The following is an 18,773-nucleotide window of genomic DNA, read 5'->3' as shown; positions in this document are numbered from 1 at the left end:
TCTCCCATCCCCCCTGCAACAACCTGCAACCTGTGGATAACCCACCCCACCGAACACCCTCCGTATGCAACCCTTAACCCACAACCACCCAAGAACGGAGCCCCACCCCATGCCCCGCCGACCGGCCTTCCTCCCCGCCACCGCCGCCCTCTGCGCCCTCACAGCGCTAGCCGCGTGCCAAGGCTCCCCCGAAGCCGGCCACCCCAACACGCCGTCGACAACAACCGCCACGACGGACGCTCCCACCTCTCCGGTCTCCACCACACCTTCGACTCCGACCTGGAGCGCCGAGGAAGAGGCCGCAATCTCCGCTGCGACCGCGCGCTACCTGGCTGCGCGTCGGGCTACCGAGCTGGCGATGCAGAATCCTGCGAAGTCGAACCGCGCGACTCTCGAACGAACTGGTAACGGTGGACAATGGCTTACCGACATCATCGATGACCTCACCTCGTATCGAGACAACGGTTGGTATCAGAGCGGATCCGTCAAACTGTCTCCGCCGTCCCCGAAGTCAGTTCGATTGACAGGCGAGCCGGAGGTGACCTTGACAACCTGCGTTGATTCCAGCGCAGTCATCATTCGCTATCAATCGACCAAGAAGCCGGTGCCGCTCGGTCCGGACAACGGGTCTCGCCATCTAACGCAGGCTCGCATGGTTCTTGCCTCGGGAACTGATGGCAAGAAGGCCTGGTTTCTGATTGACGAAAGCGGAGATGCGAAATGCTGACCCAGTTGGGGCTGATGCGCAGCCTGGGGCAGACGTTTCTTGCAGTCACCCTTGCTGCCATCGGACCTCATGGTGGGCCGACGCTGCCGCCAAAGCCGGAGGGCGACGTCGTCCCCAAATGCAGCAAGCTCCTGAACAAATGCTGGTGGGTGCCGAGGTCAATCATCAAGATTCCCGGCGTTCCGTCGAAACCAGGCAAGCCTCCGACCCACCAGAAAGTCACCAAGCCAGAATGCAACTTCCACGGCGTTCCGCAGGCCTGCACGGATTCGTTTCAGGGAAACTGGTCCAATAGCCATCAATGCTACATGCGGCGCGAGACGCCCGATCCACCGTTCGACGACCCACGCTGGAAAGGTCATACGGATGGCAGCATCTGGGCGTGCACACGAGAGCAGGGCTACGACAAGGGCAAACATCTCATCACCGAATGGGTGTGGCTACCTGGAAAGCCGGACACAGTCGTCGTCGATCCGGTGACATTGGCGTACGAGGCGATTGCAGAAATGCAACTGGCGCCGCCGCTGATCAAAACCGCCCCAGCGCCCGGTCAGATCGGCCTGGTGAACATGCCGGTTTGGATGTGGGTGACGCAGAGTGAGAGCACCTGGGGTCCGATTGTTCGGAGTGCGAGCGTGCCTGGCTTGTCTGTCACGGCTACGGCGCGCGTGAAGGCAATTGACTGGTCGATGGGAGACGGAAGCACGGTGCGGTGCGACGGCCCGGGGACGCCGTACGACAAGTCCGTGGGGGTGAAGAACTCTCCCACCTGTGGGCATCGGTATGTGAAGACTTCGCGCAAGCTGCCGAATTGCAAGTATCCGGTGACTGCGGTTGCTCAGTGGGAGATCACCTGGGAGAGCACACTCGGAGACACTGGCCAGATCGGTATGACCCAACAGGCCGCGACGCAGCTGCGGATCGGTGAAGCGGTGCCGGTGATTGTGGATCCGGGTGGTGGTGATGCTTCCGCGCCGGGTGCGGGTGGTTGCTGAGCGGCACATTGTGCGAGGGAGGAAGAGGTTCGGGGTATGACGACTTGGGCGTCGGTTGAGCAGGTGCGGGCGGAGTCGCCGTTGGCAGTGGAAGCCCGTGATGGACAGAGGGTCGAAGACCACTTATCCACAGGCTCGCGCAATAGCCCGGAGCAAGGGCTGATGTGACAGTTAGTATCTGGGCATGGCCGGACCGACGACTGACGCGCGGATCTATCTACTCGATGCGGACGAGCGGCACGTAGTGCCGGGTGGACCGGCGATCGTTGGGCCGGATGGGGTGCGTGAGGAGCTTCCGCCGCTCGTGTTCGAAGCGATTCAGCACGTAGTTGCTGCGATGCGGGCTGGCAGAGGGGTCAAGATCAGCCCGCTACGACCCGAGCTCCCGATCGACCAGGCAGCCGACGCGATCGCGGTACGGCGAGATGTGTTGCGTAAACACGTCGCCGCGGGTGAGATCCCGTTCCGCTCGTCGGAATATGTCGACTGGGTACAGCTAGCTGACGTCATCAATTGGGACTCCGAACGTCGCAGAACCCGACGCGCGGCCCTCGATGAGCTGCTGGGCGACGATCCCGAGGACGACGGACAACCGTCATGACACGGTCGGAATCGTTCGATTTCGACTCGCCCGAGCACGCATTTCTGGATGCCAACGTGATTCGAGGCCAGCAGACCACCCACGTCCTCTTGTCACTGGCAGACCACGACGTCTTCGAGCCGCACTGGACGCAGCAGGTCATCGACGAGATGCGCCGGAACAGACCGCCTGGGCTGCCCGAGGCGGACATCGACCGGCGCATCAGGGCGATGAACGTCGGCTTCCCGGATGCGATGGTGGAAGCACCGCCGCAGGAACTGCAGGATCAGATGCAGGCGGATCCGAAGGACAAGCACGTGCTGGCAGGCGCCGTGTACAGCGAGTCGGACGTGCTCGTCACTGATAATCTGAAGGACTTCGATCCACCGACGTCTGGGCCGAACGCGATGCGGGTCGAGAGTCTCAATCAGTTCTTGAACCGAAAGCTCGACGAGGATCCTCAGCGCGTGCAAGAAGGCCTACAAGCGATGCTCGACGGCAACCGGCGAGACCCGAAAACGATGTCGGCGCTCATCGACACAATGGCCGATGGCCAGGAGTTGCGAGGGTTTGCCCAGAAGCTGAACACCGTTGTGCCTCCGGAGCAGCGCGGAACATCGCCCGTGCTGACAGCCAATCAGCGCGGCTCGGCGCAGCACGCCGCCTTCGACGGCGTGCCCGGACCTGGCACCCCACAAGCTCCCTCCGCCGCTCCCGAGGCCAGTAAGACCAGCAGACCGGCAGGCATCGATCGAACGAGGAACACCGAGCAGGACAGGTAGGCCATCGCGGCCGCCCGAGGAGAACGTGGGGCGGCAAAGATCAGCCTGCGCCTGTGGTGAGGTCCAGGTGGGGGAGGGAGCGGAGTTGGTGTTCTTGGTGGTAGGTGAAGAAGGCGGCTATCAGGCCGGTGGATTCTCGGCGGGTTCGGGGGTCGGCTTGGAGGGCGGTGGGCCAGTCGCCGGTGAGGAGGGCGGTGAGGTGGGTGACTGTGGATTGGGAGGGCATGGCTGAGGCTGGGGGGCGGCAGGTGGTGCAGACCATGCCGCCGGAGGCGGGGTTGAAGGCTCGGTGCGGGCCTGGCTCGCCGCAGCGGGCGCAGTCGTCGAAGGACGGGGCGTAGCCGGAGATCGACAGGGAACGCAGTAGGAACGAGTCGAGGACCAGGGCCGGTTCGCGTTCGCCGGTGGACAGGACGCGAAGGGCGCCGGCCAGCAGCAGGTGGTGCTGGAGGGCTGGTTCCTTCTCTTCCACCACCAGGCGGTCGGCGGTCTCGAGGAGCACGGTGCCGGCGGTGTAGCGGGCGTAGTCGTTGACGATGCCTTCGCCGTACGCCGCGATCGACTCGGCCTGGGTGACGACGTCGAGGGTGCGGCCGGTGGCGAGTTGCAGGTCGACGTAGCTGAACGGTTCCAGCCGGGCGCCGAAGCGGGACGACGTACGGCGGACTCCCTTGGCGACGGCGCGGACCTTGCCGTTGGCGCGGGTCAGCAGCGTGGCGATCCGGTCCGCCTCACCCAGCTTCTGGGTGCGCAGCACGATCGCCTGATCCCGGTAGAGCGGCACCCCACCAGTCTCTCATTGAGCACGGACATACTGCTCCAGGCTGGTTGGTTCGACTCCGGTGATGTCCCGGACCGCCGTGGACACGTGGCCGAGTTCGCCGCTGGCGATGGCGGCGTACGACGTGACCCAGCCGGCCACCTCCCAGGCGGGGGCGCCGTACGACTCCCGGGAGCGGTACGCCTCGTCGAGGGTCTCCGGCTCGTAGCGGATCGTGCGGCCCCAGGCGTCGGTGAGGAGGGCGGCGGCCTCGGCAAGGGTGAACGCCGAGGGTCCGGTGAGGTCGTAGGTGGCGCCCGAGTACCGGTCGGGTGCGGGCGAAGCACCGGCGGTGCGGAGTACCGCGGCGGCAACCGCGGCGACGTCATCGCGGGTGACGGCGGCGGTTCGGCCGTCGCCGGCCGGCCCGCGGATCACGCCGTCGGCGCCGACGAACCCGGGCACGAAGTCGAGGTACAGGTTGTCCCGCAGGAACGTGAAGTCGACGCCCGACGCTCTGATGTGCTCCTCGGTGTGCCAGTGGTCGCGCGCGAACGTGAACGTCGCCCCGGGCGCCGCCCCGACGAACGAGGTGTACACGATCCGCCGTACCCCGGCCGCCACCGCCGCGTCGACCGTTGCCTTGTGCAACTCGACCCGGTCCGCCGATTCCGTTGCACTGAGCAACATCAGTACGTCGACCCCGTCCAGCGCGGACACCAGCGCCGCGTGCTCGCCGTACGCCGCCCGCGCGACCGACACGTCCGGCAGTACGGGCGCCCGCGCCGGGTCCCGCACGATCAGCCGCAGCGGTACGCCGGTCAGCCGGGCGACGATCCGCGACCCGAGCTGCCCGGTCGCGCCGGTGATGCCGATCACTTGCCCACCAGGTCCATCCCGCCCGCGGCGTACCGTTGGCCGGCCACCGCGTCCGCCGGGAAGGTCGCGTCCAGCGCGGCCAGCTCGTCGGCGCTCAGCGAGACGTCGAGCGCGCCGAGGTTCTCGGTCAGGTACGACCGCCGCTTGGTCCCCGGGATCGGCGCCACGTCGTTGCCCTGCGCAAGCAACCACGCGAGCGCGAGCTGACTCGGCGTCACGCCCTTCGACGCCGCCAGCGACCGCACCTGGGCGACCAGGTCGAGGTTGCGCTGGAAGTTCTCGCCCTGGAACCGGGGCAGCCCCCGCCGCATGTCGTCCGCGGGGAAGTCCGCCTCGGACGTGATCTGCCCGGTCAGGAACCCACGCCCGAGCGGGCTGAACGGCACGAACCCGATCCCGAGCTCCCGCAACGCCGGCAGTACGACGGTCTCCGGGTCGCGCGTCCACAGCGACCACTCGCTCTGTACGGCGCTGATCGGATGGACGGCGTGCGCCGCGCGCACCGTGTCGCCGTTCACCTCGGACAGCCCGAGGTACCGCACTTTCCCCGCCTCGACCATCGAAGCCATCGCGCCGACCGTCTCCTCGATCGGGACCTGCGGGTCCCGCCGGTGCAGGTACCACAGGTCGACGTGGTCCACGCCGAGCCGGCGCAGCGACGCGTCCAGGGCCTGCGCGGCGTACGCCGGGGAGCCGTCGACGACCGTCGGTACGTCGGACGCCGCGGCCGGGCGCTTGAACCCGAACTTGGTCGCGAGCACCACCTCGTCGCGGCGGCCGGCCAGCGCGCGGCCGACCAACTCCTCGTTCGCGCCGTCGCCGTACACGTCCGCGGTGTCGAGGAACGTGCAGCCCGCGTCGATGGCGGCGTGCAGGGTCGCGATCGACTCGGCGTCGTCCTGGCGGACCCCGTACGACTGGGACATCCCCATGCAGCCGAGGCCGAGGCTGGAAACGGTCAGGTCACCGAGCTGGGAAGAACGCATGTGCCGAACCTACCGCCGCGGCCGTCCGGCGGGCGAAAGGGGCACCGGGATTCCTGTCTGGACAACATTAATGTGACATTTTGCCGCCGCCGGCCCCAGTCGCCGAAACATTCCGTACATTCGGCGGGCGACACGGACGCTGGGGGTGGCGATGTTTCTACGACGGGCGCTGCAGTACCGCTGGGCACAGGCCCTGGTACTGACCGGCGTCAGCCTGCTGATCGGCACCTGCGCCGTGTTCGGGCCGTGGTTCGCGCGGGCCGTCGAGCAGACCGTGATGACCGAGACCCTGGACGGCCAGCGGCTGCCGGCGTCCTGGCTGATCGTCAGTCGCAGCGCGGTCGCTACGCCCGGTTGGAAGACCAGTACGACCAGTGATGCCCAGGTCACGCCGGAACAGCTCGACACACTCCTGCCCACCGATCTCCGGTCGCACTTCACCCCGCCCGTGCACGGGCTGTACGTCGACAGTTCGTGGCGCGCCACGGCAGCGGACGACCCGATCACGATGCGGCTGCGCTGGGGGGACGGGTACTGCGCCCAGCTCACGGTTGTCGAAGGCGCATGCCCGAAGGCCGCGAACGAGGTGATCGCGTCGGTCGCGGACAAGTCGCTGTGGGATATCAATGTCGGGCAGACCCTGGCCGCGGCGACCAGCGGCAGTTACCCCGCCCAGCCGGTGAAGGTGGTCGGCTTCTACCGCCCGAACGAGGCTCGCGGCGACTACTGGTTCGGCGACTACCCGACCGGCCACTCGCGCAAGCCGGCCGGCGACGAGCCCGGGTGGTCGGACGAGATGTTCACCGAACGTACGACGCTCACCGGCAACGCCAACTTCGCCGCCAAGGCCACGTCGGACCTCCGGCCGCTGCCCGGCGTGAACCGGCTCGACGACCTGGACCGGCTGCAGAACGCGACCCGGACCGTGAACGGGAACGCCCAGGAGCAACTCGGCGGCCTGGCCGAGGTGACGTCGTCGCTCGCCTCGCTGATCGATCAGATCCAGGCGGAACGCCAGCAGGCGACCACGATCATCCCGCTGGTGATGGTGCAGGTCGCGCTGTTCGCGGTCGTCGTACTGGCGCTCGCGCTGGCGGCGGTCGTCGACCAGCGCCGGCCGGAGATCGCGCTGTCGCGGTTGCGTGGTTCGTCTGCGCGCCGTACGCACCGGGTGCTGGCGATCGAGCTCGGGTTGCCCGTGCTGGTCGGGACGTTGCTCGGAGGCGTGCTGGGCTTCGGGATCCTGACAGTCGTCCGGCATACGTGGCTGCGCGGTGGCGCGCCGGCGGAGTTGCCGTGGACGGTGCCGGCCGCGCTCGGGGCGGCCGTTGCCGTCGCGCTGGCGGTGGTGGTGCTTGAGGTGCGTGGCGTCGTACGGCGTCCGATCTCGAGCCTGCTGCGGCGCGTCGCGCGGCGGCATGGGCGGGCGATCGGGGTCGCTGATCTGTGCATCATCGTGTTCGCCGTGGCCGGGCTGGTGGGAGCGCTCACCGGGAACGGGCGCGGGCCGTTGCCGGTGCTCACACCGGCGCTGCTGGCGCTCGCGGCCGGGCTGGCGTTCGCGCATCTGTTGCTGCCGGCGGCCGGGCTGATCAGCCGCGGCGCGCTCCGCCGTGGACGGCTTGGCCTGGCGCTCGGTGCGTTGCAGGTCTCGCGTCGTCCGGCGGTGGCCCGGATCGTGGCCGCGGTCGCGGTGGCCGCCGCGCTGCTCACGTTCGCCGGTCAGGCTGCGTCGGTCGGTTCCCGCAACCGCGATGACCGCTCCGGGTACGAGACCGGCGCCGAGGGCGTACTGCGGATGAACTCGCTGTACTTCGCCGACTTCCTGAGCGCGGTCGACACGATCGACCCGGACCGGCAGTGGCTGACGCCGGTGGTGGTGTCCCGGCCGGGCTCACCCGACGCCCTGCAGACCGAGATGATCGAGCCGGACAGCTTCCGCCGGATCGCGTTCCACGGCGAGCAACTGACCGACGCCGACGGATGGCGGACGTTGACGGCGCCGGACGTAGCACCGATCGAGCTTCGCGGTGCTCAGTTGACGATCACACTGTCGACCGGGCCGATCACCGCGCGGGCGACGACGACCACTGGCAGCGGCAAGCCGAAGTCCGTCGTCCTGCGGGCGAACGTCGTGAGCCATCGTGACGGTGCCCGGTACCTGGTCTCGTTCCCGCCGCTGACGCTGCCCGCCACGAAGCCGGTCGTGCTGCGGGCACCGATCGAGTGTCAGGCCGGGTGCGACCTGCTGCGACTCGGCATCGGGCGCGAGACGGCCGACCAGGTCGGGATGGAAGGCGATCTGACGATCAGCAGATTGTCGACAGCTGACAATCCGGCCGTCACGCTCGGGACGCCGAAGGACTGGTCGACGGTCAGTACGGTCGACGACGACCAGGGCTCGGCCACCGCCAAGCCCGGTGGATTGCTGACAATCGGAATGAAGAGCTTCGGCAACGACCAGTTCATGCAGTACCGGACGGTGCCGGCGGCGGTGCCCGCGCTGGTCACGCCGGAGTACCACTACGACAGCACCACCACCAGCCCGGGGATCGACAGTTCGCCGATGAAGCTGGACCGGATCGACCGGCTCCGCGGCCCGGTCAACCGGTACGGCACGCACACCGCGGTGGTCGATCTGGAGACGGTCCGCCGGCTCGGCGGTGCCGTGGACGAAGGCGGAACCGACTTCGAGGTCTGGCTGAACAAGGCCGGGATGGCGAACGTCGACCGGATCGCCGAGCAGTTCACGAAAGCCGGGCTGAACGCCGAGCTGGTCGATCGGCGGGACGACCGGATCGCGTCGTACGGGCGGTCCGCCAGCGCGCTGGCGCTGCAGCTGACGCCGGTCGTCGGCCTCGCCGCGTGGGTGCTCGCGATCGTCGTCCTATTGTTGACAATCGTCACGTCCTGGCGTTCGCGGGCGCAGGACTACGCGAGCCTGCAGCTCACCGGTGTACCGGCGAGTGCGACGGGACGGGCGGCGCGGTGGGAACAGACCGGTCCGGTGGCGCTCGCCGTACTGCTCGGGACGGTCTGCGGGCTGGTTGGCGCACGGGTCGCGTTGCCGATGATCCCGTTGTTCGCGAACAGCGACAGCCCGGTGCCGCTCGACCTGCGCTTCAACTGGCCGATCGCGATCGCCCTCTGGGCGGGAGGTACGGCGGTCCTCGCCACCGTGACGCTGATGCTCGGCAGCGGCGTGAACAGACGCTCCAGCTACAGCCGGATCCGGGAGGAGCTGACATGAGCGGGCTGGCCATCAGTACGACGGGGCTCGTGCACATCTACCGGGCGCACGGGCATGACGTCGCGGCGCTGTCCGGGATCGGGATCACCGTGCGGCCCGGCGAACTGGTCGGGCTGCTCGGGCCGTCGGGCGCCGGGAAGTCGACCCTCCTGCAACTGTGTGGCGGCCTGCTGACGCCGAGCGCCGGCCGGCTGCAGATCGGTGAGCACAACGTCGCGACGATGACCGAGGCCGAGCTGGACCGGATGCGCTCCGGCGACGTCGGCATCGTGCTGCAGGGCGCCGGCCGGAACCTGATCCCGTATCTGACGCCCGCGGAGAACATCCGGTACGCGCAACAGTCCGCCCCAGCAGGCCACCACCTCCCCGAACCGCGGGAGATTCTCGAACTCGTTGGCCTCGGCAACCATGCGGCGGCCGAGCTGGCCAGGTCGACGCCCGGACAGGTCCAGCTCTGCGCGGTCGCCGTCGGCATCGCCACGATGCCCGGTCTGCTGCTCGCGGACGAGCCGACCAGCCAGCTCGACCATCGCGCGCGCGACGAAGTACTCGAGGCGCTACGCACGATCAACCGCGAGACCGGGATGACCGTACTGCTGGTCACCCACGACCCCGAGGTGGCGGCGACACTCCCCCGGACGATCACGATCCGGGACGGCCGGATCGCCTCCGAGGGTCGTTCCGGTGAGGAGTACGCCGTGGTCGCGGTCGACGGGTCGTTGCCGCTGCCGCCGCATGTGGCGGAACTGCTGCCGGCCGGCACGCTCGTCCAGGTCAGCACCGATGGCGGCGAGATCCGGCTGACCCCGGTACGGCAGGAGGGCGACGAATGATCGAGGTCGGCCAGGTAACAGTCCGACACGGCGACCCGACCCCGGTGCGACAGGAGGAGCACGGATGATCGAGGTCAGCCAGGTGACGGTGCGGTACGGGGAGCTGACCGCTGTGTCGGACGTGTCGTTCACGGTGCCGCCCGGGTTCGTGCTCGCGGTCAGCGGTCCGTCCGGCGCCGGTAAGACGTCGTTGCTGTGGGCAATCGCCGGCGCGGTGCCGGTCGCCAAGGGGGAGGTCGAGATCGACGGGCTGGTGATCGCGAACCGGCCGGCCGCGGCGAGGCACGGCGTCGTACTGATCCCGCAGGGGAACGGGCTGGCGCGGGTCCTGACCGCGCGCGAGAACCTGTCGATCCCGTTGCTGGCGGAGAATCCGCCGGGCGAGGACGTCGACCGGCGGATCCAGCAGGCGCTCGAAGGTGTCGGGCTGGAGGAGAGCGGCGACCACCTGGTGGAGGAGCTGTCCGGCGGCGAGCAGCAGCGGGTCGCGGTGGCGCGCGGGATCGCCCAGCAGGGGCGGGTGATTCTCGCCGACGAGTCGACCAGCGAGCTCGACAGCAGCAACCGCGAACGGGTCCTCGGCCTGCTGCACGAGGAGGCCCGCCGGGGCGCGGCCGTTGTGATCGCCACCCACGACCCGAACGTCGCCGACAGCGCCGACGGCCACGCGCTAATGGACGAGGGCAGGCTGAGCTGGATACGACGGCTGTAGCACCGGATCCGGACCGACGAACACCGGGTCCAGTTGGATCCGGGTAATGCCGAGGGGTGTGAGGGTATCGCGGAGGGCTTGTTCGGTGAGCCGCATCCACTCCTGCCCGGGTCCGGACGCACGGCGGAGGTTCGCCAATGTGGTGAAGGCGATGCCGACCCGGGACCTGTCGGGCAGCCGCCCGATTCGCGGGGCGGCGATGTCGCCGATGGAGTGGACGGGGACGAACCAGTCAGCGGTATGCGGAGGCTTCACACCATCCACGCTAAGCCGGTTCGTTGCCCGGAGCGCCTTTTCTCACAGCACTCTTACAGCAGTGTAACCGGGGTGGTCGGAGGGCCTGACTCGAGAGCCCGGCGCAGCAGCGCAGGGAGATCAGCCGGCGCGAAGCGGCCTTCGTGGGCGGCGAGTTCGTCGGCCGTCCACCAGCGCATCGCGTGCACGTTCTCGTCCCGGAGCTCCGCGGCCGACATGGAGCCGGAGGGCTCGAAGTGGTCGGTGCGGATCAGGAAGTAGTCGTTGAGTACGCCGTCGTACCCGGCCGCGTGACCCTCGGCGACATGTTCCTCGTGCCACACGTGCGGCGGGTCGGCGAAGTCCCTGAGCCCGACCTCCTCGATCAGCTCACGACGCAGCCCCTCGAGCACGGTCTCACCGGCTTCCAGGCCGCCGCCCGGAGTCGCCCACACCGGCCCGTCGGCGAACTCGAAGCGCACCAGCAGCACCTGATCGGCAGGATCCACGATCACCCCGCGAGCAGCAGGCCGCAGCCGCGGCAGTTCGAGCTCCAGTTCACGATTCTGCTCGACGGCACGGAACCCGAAGCGGGCGTTGACCTTGCGCATCGGTGTGTTCGACAACGCGGTCCAGGTGTGCAGATACCGTTGCGAGGTGCGGTGTTTCGCCAGCTGCGAGAGGTTCGCGAGCTTCAGGAACGTGCCGAGGTTGTGGCCACGGTGCTCACGCAGTACGAGCGTGTCGTCCTGCTGGGCGTGCTCGGCGTTCGCGCGCGGCAGGTAGATCAGCGTGTACCCGGCCGGCGCACCGTCGAGCGTGTGCGCCATCGTCACCAGCGCGAGGTAGTTGCGGTCGACCCGCGCTTCACTCGCCTCCAGCTTCTCGACGGTCCACGGCACGATCTCGCGGGTCATCCCGCCGGTCGGTACGTCGAGGTCCATCGCGCTGTGCAGGTCGGCGTACGCCTGCCGATGTTCCGGCGGGCACACCCCCGCCCAGGACGTCAGCCGGTACCCGTCCAGCCGCCCCGCCGAGGACCGCAGATCCTCCAGCAGCAGGTCGTCGTACGGCAGCGGCACGACGAGATGCTCCTCCACGTGCTCGACCGCGAACCCGAGCCGCGCGGCGAACGTTGCCCCCGACCACGGATCCGCCGGTACGCCGAGCTCGGTCTGCACGATGGTCCGCCCGAGTTGCGCCGCGCGGGTGACGGCCCACTGCCACAGCGCCGTACCGATCCCCCGCCGCCGGTGCTCCGGCGGTACGTCGATCTCGACCTCGACCGCGTCCAGGTTGTCGGCCAGCCGGTACTCGAACAGCATCGCCCCGAGCACCCGGTCGTCCTCGAACGCGCCGACCGCGCGCCGGGTCTTCAACGGGCCGGGGTTCCGCAGCGAGGACCCGAGCGCCTCCCGGGTCTCGACCAGCGCCGCCTCCCGCCCGGCGACCGCGCCGGCCCGGAGGGCGTCGTACCACTCGTCGAACAGGGCCAGGTCGGCCGGGTCGATCTCGCGTATCACGATCACCCGGCCGACCCAATCAAACAAACAGGTCAGAACGCCAGTCCTTTAGACCGGGGCGACCTTGCCCTGGTACATGTACATGATCACGAAGTTGTCCGCGTACGGCGCGTTCTTCAGGATCGGGTCGTCGTCCGCCGGGAACTTCGCGACCCGCTTGCCCTCGAGCGCCGGGTTGTTCCCGTAGCGCTCCCAGAGCGGGATGATCGGCAGCAGTTCGTTGAACGCCATCGCCGCGGCGGTGACGTTCTTCTTCTGCGCGTCGAGGTCCAGGCCCTGCGCGGACTTGTCCACCACGGCCTTCAGGTCGATCGGACCGGTCGAGGTGGTCTGCTTGAGCGGGAAGTTCATGCCCTTGCCGCCCTGGTTCGCGGCGACCACGTAGTTGAAGGTGTACAGGTCCTGGACGTACGCGAAGTACGGGTGCGGGTGGTTCGACGCGCCCCAGCTCTGGATCGCGAAGTCGAACTTCCCGGTCAGGACGTCGGGGTTCAGCTGGGTGAAGGTGATACCGCGCTTGGTGATGTTGAAGCCGAACTTGTTCAGCTGGTCGGCCGCGTTGGTGGCGGCCGGGTTCCAGTCCGCGAACTCGGTCGGGAACTTGATGTCGTAGGCGGCCGGCTTGCCGTTCGGCAGCATCCACTTGCCGCCCGTCTTCTTCCAGCCGGCGGCCTGCAGCAGCGACGTGGCCTTGGCCTCGTCCTTGTCGTACGCCTGGAGCTTCTTCTGGTCCGCGTCCGAGACCCAGTCCGGCACCAGGATGTCGGAGAAGCCGGCCATGAACTTGCACGGCTTGCCCGAGTCGCCGAGCGCGACCGTGCCGTTCTCGGCCCGGTCCAGGACGTACGCGATCGCCTGCCGGACGCGCGGGTCGGACAGCTCCGGGTGCGCCGTGTAGTTGAACACCAGCGCCGGGCCGGAGTACACCGGCGGCCGCAGGATCCGGAAGCCGCTGCCGAGCAGGGTCTTCTCGGTGGCGACGGCGAACCCGTGGGTGGCGTAGTCGACGTCCTTGTTCAGGACGACCGGCGTGACGTCGGAGGTCTCACCGTTGTACAGCACGACCTTGTCGAAGCCGATCTTGTCGGCGAACAGGCCCTTGGGGTTCTTGACCAGCGTCATCTGCGAGTTGGTCATGCTCTTGACGTCGAAGTTGAACGGACCGGAGACGACCGGGTTCTCCGGGCGGAACTTCTGGAAGTCGCCGTTCAGCTGCTTGCCGTCGCCGCTGTCCAGGCTGCCCTTGGCCTTCCGGACCGTCTCGGCCTTGGTCGCCCACTCGCCGTACACCGAGTCCGGCAGGATCGGCGCCCGGAGGATGAAGCGCTCCAGCACCGTGGAGGGCGTGCCGATGGCGAACACCACGGTGGTGTCGTCCTTTGCCGTGACGTCGGACAGGAAGTCCCACGGGGGCTGCCGCATCAGCCACTGCAGGTTGAACGTCGACACGACGTCCTTCGCCGTCACCGGCTTGCCGTCGCTCCAGGTCAGCCCGGAGCGCAGTTTCATCGTGTAGGTCTTCGTCGCCTCGTCCAGCGTGCCGGACTCGGCCATCATCCATTCCCACTTCTTGTCGGCCCAGTAGTACAAGCCGGCGCTGGGGTAGATCAGGTCGTTGTACGGGCTGGTCGCCATCTGGATGCCGTCGAGAACACCCGCGGCCAGGTTGAAGTGGCCCTTGGGCGGCAGCTGGTACGGGTACGCGCCGTGGAACTCCTTGCTGCCACCGCCGTTGCCGCCGCTGGCGTTCGGCTTGCTCGGCGAGCAGGCCTCCAGGGACCCGATGCCGGCCGCGCCGACACCGGCGATGCCGAACAGCTGGAGCACGTTGCGGCGGGAGATGGCATTGGTCCGGGCGCTCGCGCCCGTCCCGTTGGAGCCGGAATCGTTGGTGCCGGTGGGACTCATTCCTTGGTCCTTTCTGGACTGACCGCACGCCCATGTGGGTCAGGTACTACTCATTGGTGGGGACTAACTACCGCCCTCGCGTTTCTCCCGCCGCCGGGTGATGACCACCCCGACGACGACCACCAGGCCCAGCAGCAGGCCCAAACACAAGGTGAACAGGGTGACGACGAACTCCGGGGTGCCCGGCGTCAGGGTGAGCAGCAGGACCCCGCTGGCCAGCACGAGAAACGCTGCCCAGCCGAGCGCCGCCCGGCCGATCTGGGGGCCCATCAGCTCCCCGGTTGCTGTTCGGGTACGCCGTCGCGCGCGACCACGTGGCACGCGGCCGACTGCCCGGACCGGATCTCGATCAGCTCGGGGACCTTCCCGTCGCACAGCCCGTCCTCGAACTGCGGGCAGCGCGGATGGAACGAGCACCCGGACGGCAGGTGCGCCAGACTCGGGATCTCCAGGCTGCGCAGGGATTCCCGGCCCTTGGTCTTGGTCAGGTCGGGGTCCGGCTCCGGGATCGCGTCGATCAGCGCCCGGGTGTACGGGTGCGTCGGCGCATTGATGATCTTCGGCGTCGGCCCGAACTCGACGATCCGGCCGAGGTACATCACCGCGGTCTTGCCGCGCCAGCCGAAGTACTTCGCGATCGCGAGGTCGTGGGTGATGAACAGGAAGCCGACGCCGAGGTCGTCGCGGAGCCGGCCGAGCATCGCGAGCACGCTGATCCGGATCGACACGTCCAGCATCGAGGTGGACTCGTCGGCGATGATCAGCTTCGGGTCGAGGGTCAGCGCCCGGGCCACCGCGACCCGCTGCCGCTGCCCGCCGGACAGCTGGTGCGGGTACTTCGGCAGGTAGTTCTCCGGCGGCGTCAGGTCGACCTGGGTGAGCAGTTCGGCGGCCTTGTCCGCGGCCTCCTTCTTGCCCTTCACGAGGCCGTGCTTGAGCAGCGGAGCAGTGAGGGTCTGCTGGATCGTACGCGTCGGGTTCAGGGAGGCGTACGGGTCCTGGTGCACGTACTGCACGCTGCGCCGGAACTTCGTGAAGTCGCCGCGCCGCAGCGACCAGATGTCGGTGCCCTCGAACGCGACCTGCCCGCTGCTCGGCCGGGCCAGACCGGCCGCCATCCGGGCCGCCGTGGTCTTGCCGGAGCCGCTCTCGCCGACCAGGCAGAGCACCTCGCCGGGGTTGATCGACAGGTTGATGTTGTCGACTGCCCGGATCGGGCCGGCCTTGGTGTCGAACACCTGGCTGACCCCGCCGAGCGTGATCAGCGGTGCCGTGTTCGCGGTGGCCTCGGGGGACTTCTCGAGTGCGCTCATGATGCCGTCCCCAGGTTCTCGCTCGGCACCTCGCGCTCGAGGTGCACGTCCTTGGCGTGGATACAAGCTGCCTCGTGCGCGTCACCCGGTTCGTCGGTGATCGGGGTCAGCGGCGGGTCCGTCTCGTTGCACTCCTCGGTCGCGTACTTGCACCGCGGCGCGAAGGTACAGCCGGCCGGCAGCGACGCCAGGCTGGGCGGGCCGCCGGGGATCGACTCCATGTCGGGCAGGTCGCCGACGATCGGCGGCACCGCCTTGATCAGGCCGAGCGTGTACGGGTGCCGCGGGCGGTAGAACATGTCCCGGACGCCGCCGGTCTCGATGATGCGTCCGGCGTACATGGTGGCGACCCGGTCGGCGAGCTCGGCGGCCAGCGACAGGTCGTGCGAGATGAAGATCATCGAGAACCCGAGCCGGTCCCGGACCTCGTGCAGCACGTCGACGACGGACCGCTGGGTGAGGATGTCGAGCGCGGTGGTCGGCTCGTCCAGGATCAGTACTTCGGGTTCCAGCAGCAGGCTCATCGCGATCAGCACGCGCTGCCGCATCCCGCCGGAGAGCTCGTGCGGGTAGCTGTCCATCACCCGCGACGGCTCGAGCCGGACCAGCCGGAGCAGCTCGCCGGCCCGGTCCTCGATCTCCTGCTTGGAGGCCTTGGTGTGCGCGCGCATCGTGTCGTGCATGTGCGCGCGGATCTTCAGCACCGGGTTGAACGCGTTCATCGCGCCCTGGAACACCATCGCCGCGTCCCGCCAGCGGAACTCTCGCAGGTCCCGGCCGTCCAGCCCGAGTACGTCGATCTCGGTACCGTCGCCGCGGTTGAACTGAACCTTCCCGCTGGCGTGACCGAGCCGCGGCAGCAACCGCAGCAGGCCGAGGCCGAACGTCGTCTTGCCGCAGCCGCTCTCCCCCACCAGCGCCAGGCTCTCGCCCGGGTACAGGTCGAGGTCCACACCGCGGACCGCCTGCACGGTCGCGCCGGCACCGGTCCGGTACTCGACGTGGAAGTCACGCACCGACAGCAGCGGCTTGCCTTCGCCGCCACGTTTCGCCCGAGTGTTCGAAGTGGTCATCGAGATCACCGGTCCCGGAGCCGCGGGTTGAGGATCTCTTCGAGGGACCGAGTCATCATCACCAATCCGACCAGCAGCAGGACGATCGCGATGATCGGGCTGAGGATCCAGCCGAGGCTCGCGTCGTTGAAGATCGCGCCGGCAATCCAGGCGCGGTTGAGCATGATCCCCCAGTTGGAGCCGGTCAGCGGGGCGAGACCGAGCAGGTACAGGCCGACCAGCTGGTAGATCGCGTTGGTCACGCCGATCATGAAGTTCATCAGGATGAAGCTGGCCATGTTCGGCAGGATCTCGACGAACACCACCCGCGCGGTGCCGAGGTCGAGCAGCCGGGCCGCCTCGACGAACTCGCGCTCCTTCAGCGAGAACACCTGGGCCCGGACGGCCCGGGTCAGCACCGGCCAGGACAGGCCGCCGACCAATAGCGCGAGCAGCAGCGGCGAATCGAGCTTGAAGAACGCGCCCAGGACCGCGAGCAGCACGATCTGCGGCACCGTCAGGAAGACGTCGGCCAGCGTGACCACGACGGAGTCGACCCAGCCGCCGAGGTACGCCGCGAGCGAGCCGAGCACGATCGCCAGCGCGGTCGAGATCGCGGCCGCGAAGAAGCCGACGAAGATCACCGTCCGGCCGCCGCCGATCAACTGGATCAGGACGTCCTTGCCCTCGTTGTCGGTGCCGAGCAGGTGCCCGGGCGAACCGGCCGGGAGCAGGATCTCCTTGACGTTCGGCGACACGTCCGGGAGGAAGAACGGCACGATCGCGGTGATCAGCACCATCAGCGCGACGATCACGAACCCGATGAACCCGGCCGGGCTGCGGCGCAGCGACCTGAGGATGCCGGCGAACCGGGAGACGCCCGGCGTACCGATCGCGGCGACGGGAATGGTTGCCTCGGTCATCTCGTCACCCCTTGCCCTTGCCCTGGACCCGGATCCGCGGATCCAGCTGGCTGTACAGCAGGTCGGCCAGCAGGTTCGCGACCACGACCGAGATCGTCACGACCAGGAAGATGCCCTGCAGTACGGCGTAGTCGCGGCCGTTGACCGCGTTGTACAGGCTGAACCCGATGCCCTGGTAGCCGAAGATCCGCTCGACGAAGATCGAGCCGCCGACCACGAACCCCAGCGACACCGCGAGCTGGCTGAACAGCGGCAGTACGGCGTTCCGCCCGACGTACCCGGACCGGATCCGGTTGTCCGACAGGCCGCGCGCCCGGGCCACGGTCACGTAGTCCTCGCCGAGTGTCTCCACGGTCGACGACTTCATCACCAGCGCCCACGAGCCGACCGTGGTCAGCGCGTACGCCAGGATCGGCAGCGTCGCGTGGTAGAAGATGTCGTTCAGGAAGCTGAAGCTGAACGACGGTGTCACGCCCGGTGTGTACGAGCCACGGGCGGCCGTGAGGTCGAAGAATTGCAGCTTCACGCCGAGGAAGACCACGATCAGGATCGCCAGGATGTAGTTCGGGATCGCGTGCAGCACCGAGCCGATCGACGTCAGCAGGTGGTCGATCCAGGTCTCCCGCCGGTACGCCATGATCATCCCGGCCACGATGCCGATGACGAAGCTGAACACCGTCGCGACGCCGACCGAGAACAGCGTCCACGGCAGGTACGTCTTGATCACCGAGGCGACCGTCGTACCCGGCGACAGCAGCGAGTTGCCGAAGTCGCCGTGCAGCATGTTGACCATGTAGTGGAAGTACTGCGCGATCAACGGCTCGTTCGGGTCCAGCGAGAACAGGTTCTTCGCCTGCGCGGCCGCCGCCTCGTACGAGATACCCGTCTGCGCGATCTGCGTCTGGATATAGGTGTCGACCGGGTTACCGGGTAACAATCTGACCAGGAAGAACGTCCCGGTTGTCACGATGAAGACTGTCAGGACCGCTTTGAACAGTCTTCGCACCAGCCAGGCGTTGAAGAACCGCCGTACGGCCGAAGGTCTCGGTTCGACGGCGGGACCTTCGATCAGTTCCGCCGCGGACGTGTCGACCGCACCACTCACTGCTCACCTCCACGCGACTACCAGGGAAAGTCGGTGGCGCAGATCCCACTCAGCTCGACTTAGTAACACTGTCTTGCAAGGATCTGCGCATAGTGTCGCTAGTGTGCGCAACCTCAGTCACCGAGTCAACGACTTGAGGCAACAGTGAGACAACGTTGCGGACCGTGACGAAACGGTACCGGGGAGTGCAGGAAGTGCCCGCCTCCGACAC

The 18,773-nt window shown here is 68.1% G+C and carries 18 protein-coding genes; 7 read left to right on the top strand and 11 right to left on the bottom strand.

Going from position 1 to position 18,773, the window contains the following annotated elements; all coding sequences use genetic code 11:
* The first annotated feature begins 109 nt into the window (after positions 1–109).
* The 4 genes from ACFV9C_RS24820 to ACFV9C_RS24805 all read left to right on the top strand — a co-directional run bounded on the left by ACFV9C_RS24820 (position 110) and on the right by ACFV9C_RS24805 (position 3,084).
* On the top strand, positions 110–727 hold the full coding sequence (locus ACFV9C_RS24820; protein ID WP_380197152.1) for a hypothetical protein: 618 nt from the start codon (positions 110–112) through the stop codon (positions 725–727).
* Positions 721–1,722 (top strand): hypothetical protein, encoded by a 1,002-nt coding sequence (locus ACFV9C_RS24815; protein ID WP_380197150.1) that lies wholly within the window; start codon positions 721–723, stop codon positions 1,720–1,722. Before ACFV9C_RS24820 ends, ACFV9C_RS24815 begins: the two co-directional genes overlap by 7 nt.
* A 184-nt stretch (positions 1,723–1,906) precedes the next feature.
* Positions 1,907–2,323 carry a hypothetical protein gene (locus tag ACFV9C_RS24810; RefSeq protein WP_380197148.1) on the top strand — a complete coding sequence of 139 codons (417 nt, stop codon included), beginning with the start codon at positions 1,907–1,909 and terminating at the stop codon, positions 2,321–2,323.
* The gene (locus ACFV9C_RS24805) at positions 2,320–3,084 is read left to right on the top strand and encodes a hypothetical protein (RefSeq protein ID WP_380197147.1); all 765 of its coding nucleotides are present in this window, start codon (positions 2,320–2,322) and stop codon (positions 3,082–3,084) included. The genes ACFV9C_RS24810 and ACFV9C_RS24805 overlap by 4 nt, the downstream gene beginning before the upstream one ends.
* 40 nt (positions 3,085–3,124) lie before the next feature.
* Here the strand turns inward: ACFV9C_RS24805 and recO are convergent, their stop codons facing one another.
* Genes recO through ACFV9C_RS24790 form a run of 3 tightly spaced genes read right to left on the bottom strand, consistent with a single transcriptional unit; the run spans position 3,125 to position 5,709 of the window.
* A complete protein-coding gene (recO, locus tag ACFV9C_RS24800; protein WP_380197145.1) occupies positions 3,125–3,868 on the bottom strand; it encodes a DNA repair protein RecO in 744 nt (247 codons plus the stop codon).
* A 12-nt stretch (positions 3,869–3,880) separates the two neighbouring features.
* Complete coding sequence (locus ACFV9C_RS24795) at positions 3,881–4,723, bottom strand: SDR family oxidoreductase (protein ID WP_380197143.1); 843 nt, start codon at positions 4,721–4,723, stop codon at positions 3,881–3,883.
* A complete protein-coding gene (locus ACFV9C_RS24790) occupies positions 4,720–5,709 on the bottom strand; it encodes an aldo/keto reductase (RefSeq protein ID WP_380197141.1) in 990 nt (329 codons plus the stop codon). The genes ACFV9C_RS24795 and ACFV9C_RS24790 overlap by 4 nt, the downstream gene beginning before the upstream one ends.
* A gap of 151 nt (positions 5,710–5,860) precedes the next feature.
* Between ACFV9C_RS24790 and ACFV9C_RS24785 the strand changes: the two genes are divergently transcribed.
* The 3 genes from ACFV9C_RS24785 to ACFV9C_RS24775 all read left to right on the top strand — a co-directional run bounded on the left by ACFV9C_RS24785 (position 5,861) and on the right by ACFV9C_RS24775 (position 10,504).
* Positions 5,861–8,959 carry an FtsX-like permease family protein gene (locus ACFV9C_RS24785; RefSeq protein ID WP_380197139.1) on the top strand — a complete coding sequence of 1,033 codons (3,099 nt, stop codon included), beginning with the start codon at positions 5,861–5,863 and terminating at the stop codon, positions 8,957–8,959.
* Positions 8,956–9,792, top strand: coding sequence for an ABC transporter ATP-binding protein (locus tag ACFV9C_RS24780; protein ID WP_380197137.1), 837 nt, complete (start codon positions 8,956–8,958; stop codon positions 9,790–9,792). Before ACFV9C_RS24785 ends, ACFV9C_RS24780 begins: the two co-directional genes overlap by 4 nt.
* A gap of 64 nt (positions 9,793–9,856) precedes the next feature.
* The gene (locus ACFV9C_RS24775) at positions 9,857–10,504 is read left to right on the top strand and encodes an ATP-binding cassette domain-containing protein (RefSeq protein WP_380197135.1); all 648 of its coding nucleotides are present in this window, start codon (positions 9,857–9,859) and stop codon (positions 10,502–10,504) included.
* Here ACFV9C_RS24775 and ACFV9C_RS24770 read toward each other — a convergent pair.
* From ACFV9C_RS24770 to ACFV9C_RS24735, 8 genes are all read right to left on the bottom strand, one after another.
* Positions 10,463–10,759: an SAV_915 family protein gene (locus ACFV9C_RS24770; RefSeq protein WP_380197133.1), complete on the bottom strand. Its 297-nt coding sequence runs from the start codon at positions 10,757–10,759 to the stop codon at positions 10,463–10,465. The two genes, ACFV9C_RS24775 and ACFV9C_RS24770, sit on opposite strands and share 42 nt — an antisense overlap.
* A 53-nt stretch (positions 10,760–10,812) precedes the next feature.
* Entirely contained in the window at positions 10,813–12,267 is a 1,455-nt protein-coding gene (locus tag ACFV9C_RS24765; protein ID WP_380197131.1) for a GNAT family N-acetyltransferase, read from the bottom strand.
* A gap of 42 nt (positions 12,268–12,309) precedes the next feature.
* Complete coding sequence (locus ACFV9C_RS24760) at positions 12,310–14,169, bottom strand: ABC transporter substrate-binding protein (protein ID WP_380197129.1); 1,860 nt, start codon at positions 14,167–14,169, stop codon at positions 12,310–12,312.
* A 63-nt stretch (positions 14,170–14,232) separates the two neighbouring features.
* Entirely contained in the window at positions 14,233–14,439 is a 207-nt protein-coding gene (locus tag ACFV9C_RS24755) for a hypothetical protein (RefSeq protein WP_344189960.1), read from the bottom strand.
* Positions 14,439–15,482 carry an ABC transporter ATP-binding protein gene (locus tag ACFV9C_RS24750; RefSeq protein WP_380197127.1) on the bottom strand — a complete coding sequence of 348 codons (1,044 nt, stop codon included), beginning with the start codon at positions 15,480–15,482 and terminating at the stop codon, positions 14,439–14,441. The genes ACFV9C_RS24755 and ACFV9C_RS24750 overlap by 1 nt, the downstream gene beginning before the upstream one ends.
* Entirely contained in the window at positions 15,479–16,555 is a 1,077-nt protein-coding gene (locus ACFV9C_RS24745) for an ABC transporter ATP-binding protein (RefSeq protein WP_380197125.1), read from the bottom strand. Before ACFV9C_RS24745 ends, ACFV9C_RS24750 begins: the two co-directional genes overlap by 4 nt.
* Positions 16,556–16,560: 5 nt before the next feature.
* Positions 16,561–17,457: an ABC transporter permease gene (locus ACFV9C_RS24740; protein ID WP_380197123.1), complete on the bottom strand. Its 897-nt coding sequence runs from the start codon at positions 17,455–17,457 to the stop codon at positions 16,561–16,563.
* A 4-nt stretch (positions 17,458–17,461) separates the two neighbouring features.
* Positions 17,462–18,562: an ABC transporter permease gene (locus ACFV9C_RS24735; RefSeq protein WP_380197121.1), complete on the bottom strand. Its 1,101-nt coding sequence runs from the start codon at positions 18,560–18,562 to the stop codon at positions 17,462–17,464.
* Positions 18,563–18,773: the final 211 nt, after the last annotated feature.

Origin of the sequence: Kribbella sp. NPDC059898, from assembly GCF_042730855.1 — a bacterium.
Lineage (GTDB): Bacteria > Actinomycetota > Actinomycetes > Propionibacteriales > Kribbellaceae > Kribbella.
The sequence above is the reverse complement of the archived record's forward strand: the minus strand, read 5'-3'. Positions and strand labels throughout refer to the sequence as shown.

What these genes read in the sequence shown, in the direction of transcription:
- ACFV9C_RS24820 (WP_380197152.1), top strand. Translation starts at nt 110, where the DNA reads ATGCCCCGCCGACCGGCCTTCCTCCCCGCCACCGCCGCCCTCTGCGCC.
- ACFV9C_RS24790 (WP_380197141.1), bottom strand. Translation starts at nt 5,709, where the DNA reads ATGCGTTCTTCCCAGCTCGGTGACCTGACCGTTTCCAGCCTCGGCCTC.
- ACFV9C_RS24740 (WP_380197123.1), bottom strand. Translation starts at nt 17,457, where the DNA reads ATGACCGAGGCAACCATTCCCGTCGCCGCGATCGGTACGCCGGGCGTC.
- ACFV9C_RS24810 (WP_380197148.1), top strand. Translation starts at nt 1,907, where the DNA reads ATGGCCGGACCGACGACTGACGCGCGGATCTATCTACTCGATGCGGAC.
- ACFV9C_RS24775 (WP_380197135.1), top strand. Translation starts at nt 9,857, where the DNA reads ATGATCGAGGTCAGCCAGGTGACGGTGCGGTACGGGGAGCTGACCGCT.
- ACFV9C_RS24780 (WP_380197137.1), top strand. Translation starts at nt 8,956, where the DNA reads ATGAGCGGGCTGGCCATCAGTACGACGGGGCTCGTGCACATCTACCGG.
- ACFV9C_RS24815 (WP_380197150.1), top strand. Translation starts at nt 721, where the DNA reads ATGCTGACCCAGTTGGGGCTGATGCGCAGCCTGGGGCAGACGTTTCTT.
- ACFV9C_RS24760 (WP_380197129.1), bottom strand. Translation starts at nt 14,169, where the DNA reads ATGAGTCCCACCGGCACCAACGATTCCGGCTCCAACGGGACGGGCGCG.
- ACFV9C_RS24805 (WP_380197147.1), top strand. Translation starts at nt 2,320, where the DNA reads ATGACACGGTCGGAATCGTTCGATTTCGACTCGCCCGAGCACGCATTT.
- ACFV9C_RS24755 (WP_344189960.1), bottom strand. Translation starts at nt 14,439, where the DNA reads ATGGGCCCCCAGATCGGCCGGGCGGCGCTCGGCTGGGCAGCGTTTCTC.
- ACFV9C_RS24745 (WP_380197125.1), bottom strand. Translation starts at nt 16,555, where the DNA reads ATGACCACTTCGAACACTCGGGCGAAACGTGGCGGCGAAGGCAAGCCG.
- ACFV9C_RS24785 (WP_380197139.1), top strand. Translation starts at nt 5,861, where the DNA reads ATGTTTCTACGACGGGCGCTGCAGTACCGCTGGGCACAGGCCCTGGTA.
- ACFV9C_RS24750 (WP_380197127.1), bottom strand. Translation starts at nt 15,482, where the DNA reads ATGAGCGCACTCGAGAAGTCCCCCGAGGCCACCGCGAACACGGCACCG.